Source organism: Klebsiella sp. MISC125 (assembly GCF_051131775.1).
Classification (GTDB): domain Bacteria; phylum Pseudomonadota; class Gammaproteobacteria; order Enterobacterales; family Enterobacteriaceae; genus Klebsiella.
This window is the reverse complement of record NZ_CP180448.1, coordinates 520895-536498: the sequence shown is the minus strand read 5'-3', so window position 1 is coordinate 536498 and position 15604 is coordinate 520895. Positions and strand designations below refer to the sequence as shown.

Sequence of the window (15604 nt, the reverse complement as noted above, 5' to 3'; positions counted from 1 at the left end):
TACCCTGGGAGTTGTTATGTCTGCCAAACATCCGGTGATTGCCGTCACGGGCTCTAGCGGCGCGGGAACCACGACCACCAGCCTCGCCTTTCGCAAAATATTCGCCCAACTAAACCTCCACGCCGCCGAAGTGGAAGGCGATAGCTTTCACCGCTACACCCGCCCGGAAATGGACATGGCGATCCGCAAAGCGCGAGATCAGGGCAAACACATCAGCTACTTCGGTCCCGAGGCTAACGATTTCGGCCTGCTGGAGCAGACTTTCAGAGAATACGGGCTGAACGGTACAGGTCAGTCACGCAAGTATTTACACACCTATGATGAAGCCGTGCCGTGGAATCAGGTTCCTGGCACCTTCACTCCCTGGCAGTCGCTGCCTGAACCCACTGACGTGCTGTTTTATGAAGGCCTGCACGGCGGAGTTGTCACGCCCCAGCACAACGTCGCTGACCATGTTGATCTGTTGGTTGGGGTTGTGCCGATCGTTAACCTGGAGTGGATCCAGAAGCTTATCCGCGATACCAGCGAACGCGGCCACTCTCGTGAAGCGGTGATGGATTCCGTCGTTCGCTCGATGGAAGATTACATCAACTTCATCACCCCGCAGTTTTCACGCACTCACCTCAACTTCCAGCGCGTACCTACGGTGGATACGTCCAATCCATTTGCAGCCAAAGCAATCCCATCGCTTGATGAAAGCTTTGTCGTTATCCATTTCCGCAACTTACAGAATATCGATTTCCCCTGGCTACTGGCGATGCTTCAGGGCTCGTTTATCTCGCATATGAACACGCTAGTGGTGCCGGGAGGGAAAATGGGGCTGGCCATGGAGCTCATCATGGCGCCATTGGTCGAGCGGCTAATGGAAGGCAGGAAAATCAATTAACAAAAAACCCCGGTAGCGCAGCGCATGCCGGGGCGACGAGTTCGCGCCGTTCGGCTTATCCCTCGATCACTTCATAAGAGTGAGTTATGTTTACCGCTTTCTCCAGCATCAGCGCCACCGAGCAATATTTTTCCGCCGATAGGTCAACTGCGCGAGAAACGGCAGCATCTTTCAGCTCTTTACCGGTCACGATAAAATGCAGATTGATATGGGTAAACAGACGCGGTGCTTCCTCGCGACGCTCAGAAGTCAGCTTAACTTCGCAGTTAGTGACGTTATGGCGTCCCTTCTGCAGGATAGAAACCACGTCAATTGCGCTACATCCGCCCGCCGCCATCAACACCATTTCCATCGGGCTAGGCGCTTTATCCCCGGAATTACCGTCCATCAGAATCTGGTGACCAGAAGCCGACTCACCAATGAAGGTTAACCCTTCAACCCATTTCACTCGCGCTTGCATAAATTTAACTCCAGGGCTGTAATTTTCCTGACAGATTACGCGCACATAACAATTCTCGCAACGGAAGGCGACCTAGGTCATGCTGAAGCGAGACACCAGGAGACACGCGGCGAAAGCTATGCTAAAACAATCGGGATGCTACAGTAATACATTGATGCACTGCATGTATGCTGAGGAGTTCACATTACAGGCTGCAGGAAATTTTCAGCCAGATTCCCAGGTATAGGGATTTAATACGATTGCATGCCCGGATGCCGTGTAGTGTCGGCATCTGGAGATAGCTTATAACAGAGGATAACCGCGCATGGTGCTTGGCAAACCGCAAACAGACCCTACCCTTGAATGGTTCTTGTCTCATTGCCACATTCATAAGTACCCCTCAAAGAGCACGCTGATCCACCAGGGTGAGAAAGCAGAAACGTTGTACTACATCGTTAAAGGCTCCGTGGCTGTACTCATCAAGGATGAAGAAGGTAAAGAGATGATCCTCTCTTACCTCAACCAGGGCGATTTCATCGGTGAATTAGGCCTGTTTGAAGAAGGTCAGGAACGTAGTGCATGGGTACGTGCGAAAACCGCATGTGAAGTGGCCGAAATCTCCTACAAAAAATTCCGTCAGTTGATCCAGGTTAACCCGGACATCCTGATGCGTCTCTCTTCGCAAATGGCACGTCGCCTGCAGGTTACGTCAGAGAAAGTCGGTAACCTCGCCTTCCTCGACGTGACGGGTCGTATCGCCCAGACGCTGCTGAACCTGGCAAAACAGCCTGATGCGATGACCCACCCGGACGGTATGCAAATTAAAATTACCCGTCAGGAAATCGGTCAGATCGTTGGATGCTCCCGCGAAACCGTTGGTCGTATCCTGAAAATGCTGGAAGATCAAAACCTGATCTCCGCGCACGGTAAAACTATCGTCGTCTACGGTACCCGTTAAGTCGGCAAAACGGCGTATTGCATAGCAATACGCCGTTTTTGTTTCCCCCTCATGTGGCGCAGGCTGATTTACCACCCGGAAGTCAACTACGCACTGCGGCAAACGCTGGTGTTGTGTCTGCCGGTCGCAATCGGACTTCTTCTCGGACATTTACAGCAGGGCTTACTGTTTTCCCTGGTACCAGCCTGTTGCAACATTGCCGGTCTGGACACACCACATAAGCGCTTCTTTAAACGCCTGATTATTGGCGGTTGCCTGTTTGCTGGCTGTAGCCTGATTGTCCAGCTCCTGCTGCAACGCGAGATCCCTCTACCGCTGATTCTCACTGGTCTGGCGCTAATCCTTGGGGTGACTGCCGAAATCAGTTCACTGCACGCGCGACTACTGCCTGCTTCACTTATTGCCGCCATTTTTACCCTCAGCCTTGCGGGCAACATGCCGGTGTGGGAGCCACTGCTAATCTACGCGCTCGGCACCTTATGGTATGGCGTCTTTAACTGGTTCTGGTTTTGGCTATGGCGCGAACAACCGCTGCGCGAGTCGCTGAGCCTGCTCTACCGCGAACTGGCTAACTATTGCGAGGCCAAATACAGCCTGCTGACCCAGCATACGGACCCGGCCACCTCGCTGCCGCCGCTACTTAACCGCCAGCAGAAAGTGGTTGATCTGATTACCCAGTGTTACCAGCAGATGCATATGCTGGCGGCCAATCAACGCAACGACCACAAACGTCTGTTGCGCGCTTTTCAGGTGGGGTTGGATTTACAGGAACATATCTCCGTTAGCCTGCATCAGCCGGAAGAAGTGCAGAAACTGGTGGAACGCAGTCACGCAGAAGCAGTGATTCGCTGGAATGCGCAAACCGTTGCCGCCCGCCTGCGTGAGTTGGCGGACGATCTTCTCTACCATCGTTACCCACAGCGTTTTCAGATGGATAAACAGATCGGCGCGCTGGAAAAAATTGCCTGGCAACATCCGGATAACCCGGTCGGCCAGTTCTGCGCCTGGCACTTCAGCCGTATCGCCAGGGTTCTGCGTACCCAGCGTCCTCTGTACACGCGCAACTTGATGGCGGATAAAACCCGACGTTTACCCCTGCTGCCAGCGCTAAAAAGCTACCTGTCGTTTAAATCTCCGGCGTTACGCAACGCCGCGCGCATCAGCGTAATGCTGAGCGCCGCCAGCCTGATGGGCAGCGCACTGCATCTGCCGAAACCCTACTGGATCCTGATGACTGTGCTGTTCGTGACGCAAAACGGCTACGGCGCGACGCGGGTGCGCATTGTTCACCGGGCGGCTGGAACGATTGCCGGACTGGTGATCGCCGGACTGACGCTACACTTCCACGTGCCTGAAGGCTATACGCTGACCGCCATGCTCTTCATCACGCTGCTAAGCTACCTGATTATTCGTAAGAACTACGGCTGGGCAATGGTTGGTTTTACCGTCACGGCGGTTTATACCCTGCAATTACTCACGCTAAACGGTGAGCAGTTTATCATCGCCAGATTAATCGACACGCTTATTGGCTGTCTGATCGCTTTTGGTGGGATGGTTTGGCTATGGCCGCAGTGGCAAAGCGGTCTGCTACGCAAAAATGCCCACGACGCGCTGGAAGCCGATCAGGAAGCGATCCGGCTCATTCTTAGCGACGATCACCAGGCTCCGGCGCTGGCCTATCAGCGAATGCGCGTTAATCAGGCGCACAATGCGCTGTTTAACTCACTCAATCAGGCGATGCAGGAACCGGGCTTTAATTCGCACTATCTGGAAGATATGAAGCTGTGGGTAACCCATAGCCAGTTCATTGTTGAGCACATCAATGCGATGACCACCCTGGCGCGCGAGCACAATATGCTGACGCCGGATCTAGCTCAGCGTTATCTGGAGTCCTGTGAAATTGCGCTACAGCGCTGTCAGCAACGGCTGGATTCAGATGGACCGGGGAGCGCTGGAGATGTGAATATTATGGAGGCCCAGGATGCGGAAGTCCCTCGCGGCCCGCTCAGTACCATGGAACAGCATCTGCAGCGCATTCTGGGTCACCTGAACACCATGCACACCATTTCGTCGGTAGCATGGCGTCAGCGTCCGCATCATGGCATCTGGCTACGCACCACTAAGCGCTAAGCACACGCTCAACTGCCTGGGCAAAGCGCGCCATTCCTTCGGCAATATCGCTATCGTCAATCACCAGCGACGGCACAAAGCGCATGACGTCAGGCCCGGCGTTAAGCACCATCACGCCAGCGTCTGCGGCAGCATAAAGGAAGTCGCGCGCCCGGCCCTGATGCTGCGGCTTAAGCTCAGCACCGATTAGCAACCCCATTCCGCGGATATCGCTAAACAAATCGAACTGCGCGTCAATCTGCTGGAGATGTTTAACAAACAGCTCACGCTTCGCACTCACACCATCCAATACTTCTGGCGTGTTAATCAGATCGAACGCCGCCCCGCCCACTGCGCAGGCCAGCGGATTCCCGCCGTAGGTTGAACCATGAGATCCGGCATGGAAAGCACTGGCGATTTCATGAGTGGTTAGCATCGCGCTAATCGGGAAGCCACCGCCAAGCGCCTTAGCGCTGGTCAGAATATCCGGCGTCACGCCGTAGTGCATATAAGCGAACAGCGAGCCCGTACGCCCCATACCGCACTGCACTTCATCAAACACTAACAGTGCCTGGTGCTGATCGCACAGTTCACGCAACCCTTGCAGGAATTCAGGCGTCGCCGCAGTCACGCCCCCCTCGCCCTGAATCGGTTCTACCACTACCGCGCAGGTATGATCGTCCATGACGGCTTTTACCGCGTGTAAATCGTTAAACGGCACGTGAACGATATCAGCCGGTTTCGGGCCAAAGCCATCGGAGTATTTCGGCTGACCGCCTACGGAGACGGTGAACAGCGAACGACCATGGAACGCATTGTGGAAGGCGATGATTTTGGTTTTATACGGGCTATGGCGAGTCACGGTGTAATGACGCGCCAGCTTGAACGCGGTTTCGTTAGCTTCCGTCCCGGAATTCATAAACACCACGCGATCGGCAAAAGTCGCATCGACCAGCTTACGTCCCAGGCGCAGGGCCGGTTCGTTGGTAAACACGTTACTGGTATGCCACAGAGTTTCGCCCTGCTCATGCAGTGCCGCCACCAGCGCCGGATGGCAATGACCGAGCGCGGTCACGGCAATACCGCCTGCGAAATCAACGTACTCTTTGCCCTGCTGATCCCATACGCGGCTGCCCTTGCCCTTCACCGGAATAAATTCTGCCGGTGCATAAATCGGCAAAATGACCTCATCGAATGTGGCGCGGGTGATTGCCGGTTGTTCAGTTGCCATGTCATGCCCATCCTTCTTCGTTATGCAGCAATGATTATGATAATCTAATCACAAAATATGCATAAAAAATCAATCAATGGCAACTACAAATCAACGATTGAGGAAGTTTGCCAGCAGTTGATGCCCCTGCTCGCTAAGAATGCTCTCCGGGTGAAACTGCACGCCTTCGAGATCAAACTCGCGATGGCGAATCCCCATGATCTCGCCCTCTTCGCTGCGGGCGGTGATCTCAAAGCATTCCCGTAGCGTTGGGGGATCGATCAATAAGGAGTGGTAGCGAGTAACGATGAGTGGATTATTCAACCCAGCAAACACCCCTTGCCCATTGTGAATGACAGGAGACGTTTTACCATGCATCACTTTGGCAGCCCGCACGATGGTCGCGCCGAAAACCTGCGCGATAGCCTGATGACCAAGGCAGACGCCCAGGAGCGGAGTCTTGCCGGAAAAGTGGCGAATCACCGCCAGCGAAATCCCTGATTCATCAGGGGTACAGGGGCCCGGCGAAATAACGATTTTCTCCGGCGCCAGCGCGATAATCTCCTCCAACGTCAACTCATCATTACGCCTGACAAGGACTTCCGCTCCCAGCTCGCAGAAGTACTGATATAAATTCCAGGTGAAAGAATCGTAGTTGTCGATAAGCAGGATCATGGCGGCTCCGGAAGTTACAAACCGGGGTATTCTACGCAGATTCTCGGGTTTCGCTTATCACTTTATCTGGCGGGAGAAAGCAGCGCGGGCTTGGTGCCCGCGCAGGAGACATATTTTACGGCAGCACTTTCGCCGACAGGATAACAATCGGTTTAGACGGAACATTTTGATAAGGCCCAACGTTATGGGTCTGTACCTGAGAAATCTTATCCGCAACGTCCATTCCTTTCACGACCTTGCCGAAGACCGCATAGCCAAAATCACGCTGGCCGTGGTCGAGGAAAGCGTTATCTGCAATGTTGATAAAGAACTGGCTGGTCGCGCTGTCCTGATCGGCAGTACGCGCCATGGAGATGGTTCCACGGGTATTACGCAGGCCGTTGTCCGCTTCGTTTTTAATCGGCGGGTTAGGTTGCTTTTGCTGCATCTGCTCGTTAAAGCCGCCACCCTGCACCATAAAGCCCGGGATCACACGGTGAAAGGTGGTGTTGTTATAGAAACCACTGTTGACGTACTTCAGGAAGTTATCTACCGAAATGGGTGCCTTCTGGCTATTCAGCTCAAGCTCAATATTGCCCGCAGAGGTGGTCAGCAACACATGAGGGTCGCCCTTCGCCGCCATGGCCGGGGAAAATGCTGAAAAGGCGAAAACGGCAGCCACCGCCACGAGAGTTGATTTGAGCATGGAAATTCCTTAACGGAGCAGAATAAAAAGCGAGTGCCTTGATTCTAAAGAGCCTTTGCATCCTGGGCCAGCCTTTTACCTAATTTTACTTAGCTGAAACACTTGTTACGACGCAATCATTAATCCATCAAATAATTAAATGTGATTTCAATCACATTTATTCGTGCAAAAAGATCTACATTTCAGAATAAACATTTAATTACATCACGCAAACGAATAAAATCTGTCCGCCCGGCGCAGAGTCAACGCGCTATACATTTCTATTCACAGGCCAGTCATGACTAACAGCAACCGTATCAAGCTCACATGGATCAGCTTCTTCTCCTACGCCCTGACCGGCGCGTTGGTGATCGTCACCGGGATGGTGATGGGAAACATCGCAGATTATTTCCATCTGCCCGTTTCCAGTATGAGCAACACCTTTACCTTCCTCAACGCCGGTATCCTGATTTCTATCTTCCTGAATGCCTGGCTGATGGAAATCGTTCCGCTGAAAACCCAACTGCGCTTTGGCTTTATCTTGATGGTACTCGCCGTCGCAGGTTTGATGTTTAGTCATAGCCTGGCGCTGTTCTCTGCCTCAATGTTCGTACTTGGGCTGGTCAGCGGGATCACCATGTCGATTGGTACCTTCCTGATCACCCATATTTATGAAGGTCGTCAGCGCGGCGCGCGCCTGCTGTTCACCGACTCCTTCTTCAGCATGGCGGGCATGATTTTCCCGATGCTTGCCGCATACCTGCTGGCACGAAGCATCGAGTGGTACTGGGTCTATGCCTGCATCGGTCTGGTTTATGTGGCTATTTTCGTACTGACTTTCGGCTGTGAATTCCCGGTATTAGGTAAAAAAGCGCCGCTGGACAGCCAGCCGGTAGCAAAAGAGAAATGGGGTATCGGCGTGCTGTTTCTCTCCATTGCCGCACTCTGTTACATCCTCGGCCAGTTGGGCTTTATCTCTTGGGTGCCGGAATACGCCAAAAGTCTGGGCATGAGCCTGGGTGATGGGGGTAAGCTGGTGAGTGATTTCTGGATGTCGTACATGATTGGCATGTGGTCATTCAGCTTTATCCTGCGCTTCTTTGACCTGCAACGTATTCTGACCGTGCTGGCAGGCGCGGCGACGGTCCTGATGTATCTGTTTATTAACGGTTCACCGGAGCATATGCCGTGGTTTATCCTGACCCTCGGCTTCTTCTCAAGCGCAATCTACACCTCTATTATTACGCTGGGCTCGCAGCAGACCAGAGTATCATCGCCAAAGCTGGTGAACTTCATTCTCACCTGCGGTACCGTCGGCACCATGTTGACCTTTGTGGTTACCGGCCCAATCGTCGCTGCCAGCGGTCCGCTGGCAGCGCTGCATACCGCTAACGGCCTCTATGCCGTGGTATTTGTGATGTGCGTGATCCTCGGCTTTGTTTCCCGCCACCGCCAGAACAACGCAGCGGCGTAATCTCACTAATCCTCAGACCCCTTTGTTCCGGCAAAGGGGTTGTTTTTGGTAAAGAATAGCTCTTCCCCGCCCTTGTCCGTCTGCACCCAGGTCTGCGCTAATTGCGTCGTGGCGATGACTCTCCCCTGACGAATTGACCAACGTACTGGCACCTGGCAGCGCACGGCTTCAAAACCATTCTCCGCAGGAAGAATCACCAGATTCGCCGGATTTCCGGGCACAATGCCGTAATCGCTCAGGCCAAACGTCCGTGCGCTGTTTTCCGTCACCAGTTTCAGCCCGTCGTTAATCTGTTGATAACCCATCATCTGGCAAACGTGCAGCCCCATATGCAGCACCTGCAACATGTTGCCGGTACCCAGCGGATACCACGGGTCAAACACATCATCATGACCAAAGCAGACGTTAATCCCCGCCGCCATCAGTTCCTTCACGCGGGTAATACCACGGCGCTTCGGATAGTCATCAAAACGTCCCTGGAGGTGGATATTAACCAGCGGATTAGCCACGAAGTTAATGCCGGAAAGTTTCAGCAGGCGAAAGAGCCGCGAGGTGTAAGCGCCATTATAGGAGTGCATGGCGGTGGTATGGCTGGCGGTAACGCGTGGCCCAATTCCCTCTTTCAGCGCCAGAGCAGCCACGGTTTCGATAAATCGTGACTGCTCATCATCGATTTCATCACAATGGATATCCAGAGGCCGTTGATACTGCTTCGCCAGGCGAAATGCGATATGTAGAGATTCCACGCCGTATTCACGGGTGAACTCAAAATGCGGGATCGCGCCCACCACGTCAGCCCCCAGACGCAGTGCCTCCTCCAGCAGAGCCTCACCGTTGGGGTAGGATAAAATCCCCTCCTGAGGAAAGGCGACTATTTGCAGCTCAATCCACGGCGCAACCTCCTTTTTCACCTCCAGCATCGCTTTGAGTGCGGTGAGCGTAGGGTCGGAAACGTCGACGTGGGTACGCACAAACTGGATGCCGTTAGCAATTTGCCATTTCAGCGTCTTCCATGCGCGAGCTTTAACATCTTCATGGCTCAGTAAAGCCTTACGCTCTGCCCAGCGCTCAATACCTTCAAACAGAGTCCCGGACTGATTCCAGTTAGGCTCTCCGGCGGTTTGGGTGGTATCGAGGTGGATATGCGGTTCAATAAAAGGGGGAATAGCCAATCCACCGCGCGCATTCAGCACCTCATAACTCTCATTGCGCGCCTCGCCCATAGGGGTTATATCCCCGAAGCGCCCCTTGTCTATCGCTATCTGCCAAAGACCTTCGCGATCGGGTAGGCGAACGTTCTCAATCAACCAAAGCGACGCTGCTGTCATACCGATGACCCTCGTTAAACATTGCTAAAAATTCACTCAGCCTTATGCCGGTTTCTTCTGCTGATTTTGTACACAAAAAAAGCAAAAAGGAAAAGTTAGTGTTTTCCAAGACTTATAAAAATGCTGACAAATCAAAAATATACCACTTAAGTAGTAGGTAAAGGTGTAATTGATTTGCATCAATAAGTGTCTTGGCTGAATCGTTAAGGTAGGCGGTAATATAAAAGAAATCGAGGCAAATATGAGCAAAGTCAGACTCGCTATTATTGGTAATGGTATGGTCGGCCATCGCTTTATTGAGGATCTTCTTGATAAATCCGACGCTGCCAATTTTGATATTACCGTCTTCTGTGAAGAACCCCGTATCGCCTACGACCGCGTACACCTCTCCTCCTACTTCTCTCACCATACCGCTGAAGAGCTCTCTTTGGTACGAGAAGGTTTTTACGAGAAGCACGGCGTTAAGGTGCTGATTGGCGAACGCGCTATCACCATCAATCGCCAGGAGAAGGTTATCCACTCCAGCGCGGGTCGTACCGTATTTTATGACAAGCTGATCATGGCGACCGGCTCCTATCCGTGGATCCCACCGATTAAAGGTTCCGAAACCCAGGACTGTTTTGTCTATCGCACTATTGAAGATCTCAACGCCATTGAGTCCTGTGCCCGTCGCAGCAAACGCGGCGCGGTAGTCGGCGGCGGCCTGTTAGGTCTGGAAGCTGCGGGCGCGCTGAAAAACCTCGGCGTTGAAACCCACGTGATTGAATTCGCTCCTATGCTGATGGCTGAACAGCTCGATCAGATGGGCGGCGAGCAGTTACGTCGCAAAATTGAAAGCATGGGCGTGCGCGTGCACACCAGCAAAAATACCAAAGAGATCGTCCAGGAAGGTACCGAAGCGCGTAAAACCATGCGTTTTGCTGACGGTAGCGAACTGGAAGTCGATTTTATCGTTTTCTCAACCGGTATTCGCCCACGCGATAAGCTAGCCACCCAATGCGGTCTGGAAGTCGCCCAGCGCGGCGGTATCGTAATTAACGACCGTTGCCAGACGTCCGATCCGGATATCTACGCCATCGGCGAATGTGCCAGCTGGAACAATCGCGTTTATGGTCTGGTTGCTCCTGGCTATAAAATGGCACAGGTGACCGCTGATCATATCCTCGAAACGGAAAACGCCTTTGAAGGTGCGGACCTGAGCGCCAAGCTGAAGCTGCTGGGCGTTGACGTTGGCGGTATCGGCGATGCCCATGGTCGTACGCCGGGCGCACGTAGCTACGTTTATCTTGATGAAAGCAAAGAAGTCTACAAACGTCTGATCGTCAGCCCGGATAACAAAACGCTGCTCGGTGCGGTACTGGTGGGCGACACCAGCGATTACGGCAACCTACTGCAGTTGGTTCTCAACGCGATTGAACTGCCGGAAAACCCGGACTCACTGATCCTGCCAGCCCACGCGGGCAGCGGTAAGCCGTCCATCGGCGTGGATAAACTGCCGGACAGCGCGCAGATCTGCTCCTGCTTCGACGTTACTAAAGGCATGCTGATCTCCGCCATCAATAAAGGCTGCCACACCGTGGCGGCGCTGAAAGCGGAAACCAAAGCGGGTACCGGCTGCGGCGGTTGTATTCCGCTGGTAACCCAGGTGCTCAACGCCGAGCTGGCGAAACAAGGCATCGAAGTGAACAACAACCTGTGTGAGCACTTCGCGTACTCTCGCCAGGAACTGTTCCACCTCATCCGCGTGGAAGGCATCAAAACCTTTGAAGAACTGTTGGCGAAACACGGCAAAGGCTACGGCTGCGAAGTGTGTAAGCCAACCGTTGGCTCCCTGCTGGCCTCCTGCTGGAACGAATATATTCTCAAACCGCAGCATACCCCGCTGCAGGATACCAACGACAACTTCCTGGCGAACATCCAGAAAGACGGTACCTACTCTGTTATCCCTCGCTCTGCCGGTGGCGAAATCACGCCAGAAGGCCTGGTGGCCGTCGGTCGTATCGCCCGTGAATTTAATCTGTACACCAAGATCACCGGTTCTCAACGTATTGGCCTGTTCGGTGCGCAAAAAGACGATCTACCGGAAATCTGGCGTCAGCTGATCGACGCAGGCTTCGAAACGGGTCACGCGTATGCCAAAGCGCTGCGTATGGCGAAAACCTGCGTAGGCAGCACCTGGTGCCGCTACGGCGTGGGCGATAGCGTCGGCTTCGGCGTCGAGCTGGAAAACCTCTATAAAGGCATCCGCACCCCGCACAAAATGAAGTTTGGCGTTTCCGGATGTACCCGTGAATGTGCGGAAGCCCAGGGTAAAGACGTCGGCATCATCGCGACAGAAAAAGGCTGGAACCTGTACGTCTGCGGTAATGGCGGGATGAAACCGCGCCATGCCGATCTGCTGGCGGCGGATCTGGACCGTGAAACGCTGATGAAATACCTCGACCGCTTCATGATGTTCTACATCCGTACGGCCGATAAACTGACCCGTACCGCGCCGTGGTTAGATAACATGGAAGGCGGCATTGAATACCTGAAATCGGTCATCATCGACGACAAGCTGGGTCTGAACGAGCATCTGGAAGAAGAGATGGCCCGCCTGCGCGAAGCGGTGATATGCGAGTGGACGGAAACCGTCAACACACCAGCCGCCCAGGTTCGCTTCAAGCACTTCATCAACAGCGACAAGCGCGATCCGAACGTCCAGGTGGTTCCTGAACGTGAACAGCATCGCCCGGCTACGCCGTACGAACGCATCCCGGTAACTCTGGTGGAGGAAAACGCATGAGCCAGTGGAAAAATATCTGCAAACTCGATGACATCGTGCCGGAAACCGGCGTCTGCGCGCTGTTAGGTGATAAACAAGTGGCAATTTTCCGCCCTTATCACGGCGACCAGGTTTTTGCGATCAGCAACATCGACCCGTTCTTTGAGTCCAGCGTCCTGTCCCGTGGACTGATTGCAGAGCATCAGGGCGAGCTGTGGGTTGCCAGTCCGCTGAAAAAACAGCGTTTCCGCCTGCGCGATGGCCTGTGTCTGGAAGATGAAAGCCATTCGGTGGCGCACTATGAAGCCCGAGTGAAAGACGGCGTCGTGCAGCTACGCGGTTAATAGATTAACGGGAGGCGCAACGCCTCCCTTTTTTTGAATTTCTTTTTTATTTTTATATCTCAAGGGTAATCAATCATATGTTTACGGACACTATAAACAAGTGCGCGGCTAACGCTGCGCGCATTGCACGCCTCTCGGCCAATAATCCATTCAGTTTCTGGGTCAGCTCCATGATGGCAGGCGCTTATGTCGGCTTGGGCATCATCCTTATTTTCACCCTCGGCAATCTGCTCGACCCATCCGTTCGTCCTCTGGTGATGGGCGCCACTTTTGGTATCGCCTTAACCCTGGTGATTATCGCCGGTTCTGAATTGTTTACCGGCCACACCATGTTCCTGACGCTGGGCGTGAAAGCGGGCACCATCAGCCAGGGGCAGATGTGGGCCATTTTGCCACAAACCTGGATGGGCAACCTGCTCGGTTCTATTTTCGTGGCGCTTCTGTATAGCTGGGGTAGCGGCAGTTTGCTGCCGGTCGATACCAGCCTCGTTCACACCGTCGCGCTGGCTAAAACCAGCCAATCTGCGATGGCGCTGTTTTTCAAAGGCGCGCTGTGTAACTGGCTGGTATGTCTGGCAATCTGGATGGCGATCCGTACTGAAGGCTCAGCAAAATTTATCGCTATCTGGTGGTGCCTGCTGGCGTTTATCGCTTCCGGCTATGAGCACTCCGTTGCCAACATGACGCTGTTTGCCCTCTCCTGGTTCGGTCATCACAGCGATGCCTACACCCTTGCGGGAATTGGTCACAATCTGTTATGGGTAACACTCGGCAATACTTTGTCCGGTGTCGTATTTATGGGATTGGGTTATTGGTATGCTACGCCGAAATCGGAGCGCCCAGCTCCGGAAAAAATTAAACAATCAGAGGCTGCTGCCAATAATTAAGAGGTAATGTCGTGGACCATTTGCCTATATTTTGCCAATTACGCGATCGCGACTGTTTGTTAGTCGGCGGCGGCGATGTTGCCGAACGTAAAGCTCGCCTGTTACTCGACGCGGGAGCCAAATTAACGGTCAACGCGCTGGATTTTGTGCCCCAGTTCCAGGTGTGGGCCGATTCGAACATGCTCACCCTGGTAAAAGGCGAGTTTAACCCTGCTCTGCTGGATAACTGTTGGCTGGCGATTGCTGCTACCGACAACGAAAAGGTGAATCAGCAGGTCAGTGAGTCATCAGAAGCAAGGCGAATATTTTGCAACGTGGTCGACGCCCCTCAGCAGGCCAGCTTTATCATGCCGTCGATTATCGACCGCTCACCATTGATGGTTGCCGTCTCTTCAGGCGGTACCTCACCGGTGTTGGCGCGCCTGCTGCGTGAAAAGCTGGAGTCAGTTCTGCCGCTCCATTTAGGTCAGTTGGCTCAGTACGCCGGGCAATTGCGTTCACGTGTGAAGAAACAGTTTGCGACCGTGAGCGAGCGTCGCCGTTTCTGGGAGAAGCTGTTTGTTAGCGACAGGCTGGCACAATCTCTGGCGAATGAAGATCGTCAGGCAGTTGCAGATACCACGGAACAGCTCCTGACCGAGCCGCTGGATCATCGCGGTGAAGTGGTGCTGGTTGGCGCGGGCCCTGGCGATGCTGGGCTGTTAACCCTCAAAGGGTTGCAGCAAATCCAGCAGGCCGATGTGGTGGTTTATGATCGTCTGGTTTCCGACGATATTATGAACCTGGTGCGCCGCGATGCCGATCGGGTCTTCGTCGGCAAACGCTCAGGCTACCATTGCGTGCCGCAGGAAGAGATTAATCAGATTCTATTGCGCGAAGCCCAGGGCGGAAAACGCGTCGTGCGCCTGAAAGGCGGCGACCCGTTTATCTTTGGCCGCGGCGGTGAAGAACTGGAAACCTTGTGCAGCGCCGGTATTCCTTTCTCAGTCGTCCCGGGTATCACCGCAGCCTCCGGCTGTTCCGCCTATTCTGGTATCCCCCTGACCCATCGCGATTTTGCCCAGGGCGTGCGTCTGGTCACCGGCCACCTTAAGACCGGCGGCGAATTGGACTGGGAAAATCTGGCGGTAGAAAAGCAAACTCTGGTGTTCTATATGGGCCTGAATCAGGCACCGGCCATCAGGGAAAAACTGATTGCTCACGGTATGGCGGCGGATATGCCTGCGGCTATCGTTGAGAACGGCACGGCGGTAACCCAAAAGGTCGTTACCGGCACGTTAGAACAGTTGGATTTGCTGGCTCAGCAGATGGCCAGCCCGGCACTGATCATTGTGGGTCGCGTGGTCGGTCTGCGCGATAAGTTAAACTGGTTCTCAAATCACTAATCTTCCTGGCCCAATATAACCATCATTATTGGGCCTTATTTCTCTGCACTACAATTTCCGCAGTCAATATATTCTATAATAATTAAACACTCATTAAGTTAATTTAAGCCCTGAAAAAATTGACACCTAAAATCAAATCATATTAAATCCCAAATAAGAAATGACTCAAAAGCATTTCTTATTAGCAATGGAAAGTCGAATATATTACATATAATACAACAGGGATTATCTCATGAAGAATATGATCAAATTCGCAGCGTTAGCCGCGGTTCTCACGTCGCTGACTGCATGTACCGGCCACATTGAAAACAAAAATAAAACATGCTCTTACGATTACCTCCTTCACCCTGCAATTTCTATTTCTAAGATTATTGGTGGCTGCGGCCCCGCAGCGGACCAAAAATAAAAAAGCTAAGGCCGGAATATCCGGCCTTTATTTATCTACGTACATACTTAAGAAATTAATAATTATGTATTAGTG

General features: G+C 53.1%; 14 protein-coding genes. 9 read left to right on the top strand and 5 right to left on the bottom strand.

From position 1 onward, the window contains the following. Nucleotides 1-16 precede the first annotated feature (16 nt). A complete protein-coding gene (locus ACMYSL_RS02430; protein WP_110274982.1) occupies nucleotides 17-886 on the top strand; it encodes a phosphoribulokinase in 870 nt (289 codons plus the stop codon). Nucleotides 887-941: 55 nt separating this feature from the next. Here ACMYSL_RS02430 and ACMYSL_RS02425 read toward each other — a convergent pair whose 3' ends face one another. Further along, nucleotides 942-1346, bottom strand: a complete 405-nt coding sequence (locus ACMYSL_RS02425) for an OsmC family protein (protein ID WP_004106401.1) — start codon at nucleotides 1344-1346, stop codon at nucleotides 942-944. Between the two features lie 304 nt (nucleotides 1347-1650). Here ACMYSL_RS02425 and crp point away from each other — a divergent pair, with 304 nt between their 5' ends. Further along, a complete protein-coding gene (gene crp, locus ACMYSL_RS02420; protein ID WP_000242758.1) occupies nucleotides 1651-2283 on the top strand; it encodes a cAMP-activated global transcriptional regulator CRP in 633 nt (210 codons plus the stop codon). 51 nt (nucleotides 2284-2334) lie between these two features. Next, the gene (locus ACMYSL_RS02415) at nucleotides 2335-4413 is read left to right on the top strand and encodes a YccS/YhfK family putative transporter (RefSeq protein WP_182235115.1); all 2079 of its coding nucleotides are present in this window, start codon (nucleotides 2335-2337) and stop codon (nucleotides 4411-4413) included. Here ACMYSL_RS02415 and argD read toward each other — a convergent pair. The 3 genes from argD to ppiA all read right to left on the bottom strand — a co-directional run bounded on the left by argD (nucleotide 4403) and on the right by ppiA (nucleotide 6962). After that, nucleotides 4403-5623, bottom strand: a complete 1221-nt coding sequence (argD, locus tag ACMYSL_RS02410) for a bifunctional acetylornithine/succinyldiaminopimelate transaminase (RefSeq protein WP_182235116.1) — start codon at nucleotides 5621-5623, stop codon at nucleotides 4403-4405. The genes ACMYSL_RS02415 and argD overlap by 11 nt on opposite strands. A gap of 90 nt (nucleotides 5624-5713) precedes the next feature. Beyond that, the gene (pabA, locus tag ACMYSL_RS02405; protein ID WP_182235117.1) at nucleotides 5714-6277 is read right to left on the bottom strand and encodes an aminodeoxychorismate synthase component 2; all 564 of its coding nucleotides are present in this window, start codon (nucleotides 6275-6277) and stop codon (nucleotides 5714-5716) included. Between the two features lie 115 nt (nucleotides 6278-6392). Next, nucleotides 6393-6962 (bottom strand): peptidylprolyl isomerase A, encoded by a 570-nt coding sequence (gene ppiA / locus ACMYSL_RS02400; protein ID WP_110274978.1) that lies wholly within the window; start codon nucleotides 6960-6962, stop codon nucleotides 6393-6395. A gap of 277 nt (nucleotides 6963-7239) precedes the next feature. Here ppiA and tsgA point away from each other — a divergent pair, with 277 nt between their 5' ends. Further along, on the top strand, nucleotides 7240-8415 hold the full coding sequence (tsgA, locus tag ACMYSL_RS02395; RefSeq protein WP_434661300.1) for an MFS transporter TsgA: 1176 nt from the start codon (nucleotides 7240-7242) through the stop codon (nucleotides 8413-8415). Between the two features lie 5 nt (nucleotides 8416-8420). Here the strand turns inward: tsgA and ACMYSL_RS02390 are convergent, their stop codons facing one another. Next, on the bottom strand, nucleotides 8421-9743 hold the full coding sequence (locus ACMYSL_RS02390) for a cytosine deaminase (protein WP_434661299.1): 1323 nt from the start codon (nucleotides 9741-9743) through the stop codon (nucleotides 8421-8423). Nucleotides 9744-9984: 241 nt separating this feature from the next. Here ACMYSL_RS02390 and nirB point away from each other — a divergent pair, with 241 nt between their 5' ends. The 5 genes from nirB (at nucleotide 9985) to ACMYSL_RS02365 (ending at nucleotide 15529) form a co-directional block, all read left to right on the top strand. After that, complete coding sequence (gene nirB / locus ACMYSL_RS02385) at nucleotides 9985-12528, top strand: NADPH-nitrite reductase large subunit (protein WP_304253834.1); 2544 nt, start codon at nucleotides 9985-9987, stop codon at nucleotides 12526-12528. Then, nucleotides 12525-12851: a nitrite reductase small subunit NirD gene (gene nirD / locus ACMYSL_RS02380; protein ID WP_112214756.1), complete on the top strand. Its 327-nt coding sequence runs from the start codon at nucleotides 12525-12527 to the stop codon at nucleotides 12849-12851. The genes nirB and nirD overlap by 4 nt, the downstream gene beginning before the upstream one ends. A gap of 77 nt (nucleotides 12852-12928) precedes the next feature. After that, nucleotides 12929-13738 carry a nitrite transporter NirC gene (nirC, locus tag ACMYSL_RS02375; protein ID WP_142513312.1) on the top strand — a complete coding sequence of 270 codons (810 nt, stop codon included), beginning with the start codon at nucleotides 12929-12931 and terminating at the stop codon, nucleotides 13736-13738. A gap of 11 nt (nucleotides 13739-13749) precedes the next feature. Then, nucleotides 13750-15123 (top strand): siroheme synthase CysG, encoded by a 1374-nt coding sequence (gene cysG / locus ACMYSL_RS02370; RefSeq protein ID WP_434661298.1) that lies wholly within the window; start codon nucleotides 13750-13752, stop codon nucleotides 15121-15123. Nucleotides 15124-15355: 232 nt separating this feature from the next. After that, nucleotides 15356-15529 (top strand): YhfL family protein, encoded by a 174-nt coding sequence (locus ACMYSL_RS02365; RefSeq protein ID WP_434661297.1) that lies wholly within the window; start codon nucleotides 15356-15358, stop codon nucleotides 15527-15529. Nucleotides 15530-15604 lie beyond the last annotated feature (75 nt).

Bases quoted from the DNA above. Each gene is read 5' to 3' on its own strand.
- ACMYSL_RS02430 (WP_110274982.1), top strand. From the start codon at position 17: ATGTCTGCCAAACATCCGGTGATTGCCGTCACGGGCTCTAGCGGCGCG.
- ACMYSL_RS02425 (WP_004106401.1), bottom strand. From the start codon at position 1,346: ATGCAAGCGCGAGTGAAATGGGTTGAAGGGTTAACCTTCATTGGTGAG.
- crp (WP_000242758.1), top strand. From the start codon at position 1,651: ATGGTGCTTGGCAAACCGCAAACAGACCCTACCCTTGAATGGTTCTTG.
- ACMYSL_RS02415 (WP_182235115.1), top strand. From the start codon at position 2,335: ATGTGGCGCAGGCTGATTTACCACCCGGAAGTCAACTACGCACTGCGG.
- argD (WP_182235116.1), bottom strand. From the start codon at position 5,623: ATGGCAACTGAACAACCGGCAATCACCCGCGCCACATTCGATGAGGTC.
- pabA (WP_182235117.1), bottom strand. From the start codon at position 6,277: ATGATCCTGCTTATCGACAACTACGATTCTTTCACCTGGAATTTATAT.
- ppiA (WP_110274978.1), bottom strand. From the start codon at position 6,962: ATGCTCAAATCAACTCTCGTGGCGGTGGCTGCCGTTTTCGCCTTTTCA.
- tsgA (WP_434661300.1), top strand. From the start codon at position 7,240: ATGACTAACAGCAACCGTATCAAGCTCACATGGATCAGCTTCTTCTCC.
- ACMYSL_RS02390 (WP_434661299.1), bottom strand. From the start codon at position 9,743: ATGACAGCAGCGTCGCTTTGGTTGATTGAGAACGTTCGCCTACCCGAT.
- nirB (WP_304253834.1), top strand. From the start codon at position 9,985: ATGAGCAAAGTCAGACTCGCTATTATTGGTAATGGTATGGTCGGCCAT.
- nirD (WP_112214756.1), top strand. From the start codon at position 12,525: ATGAGCCAGTGGAAAAATATCTGCAAACTCGATGACATCGTGCCGGAA.
- nirC (WP_142513312.1), top strand. From the start codon at position 12,929: ATGTTTACGGACACTATAAACAAGTGCGCGGCTAACGCTGCGCGCATT.
- ACMYSL_RS02365 (WP_434661297.1), top strand. From the start codon at position 15,356: ATGAAGAATATGATCAAATTCGCAGCGTTAGCCGCGGTTCTCACGTCG.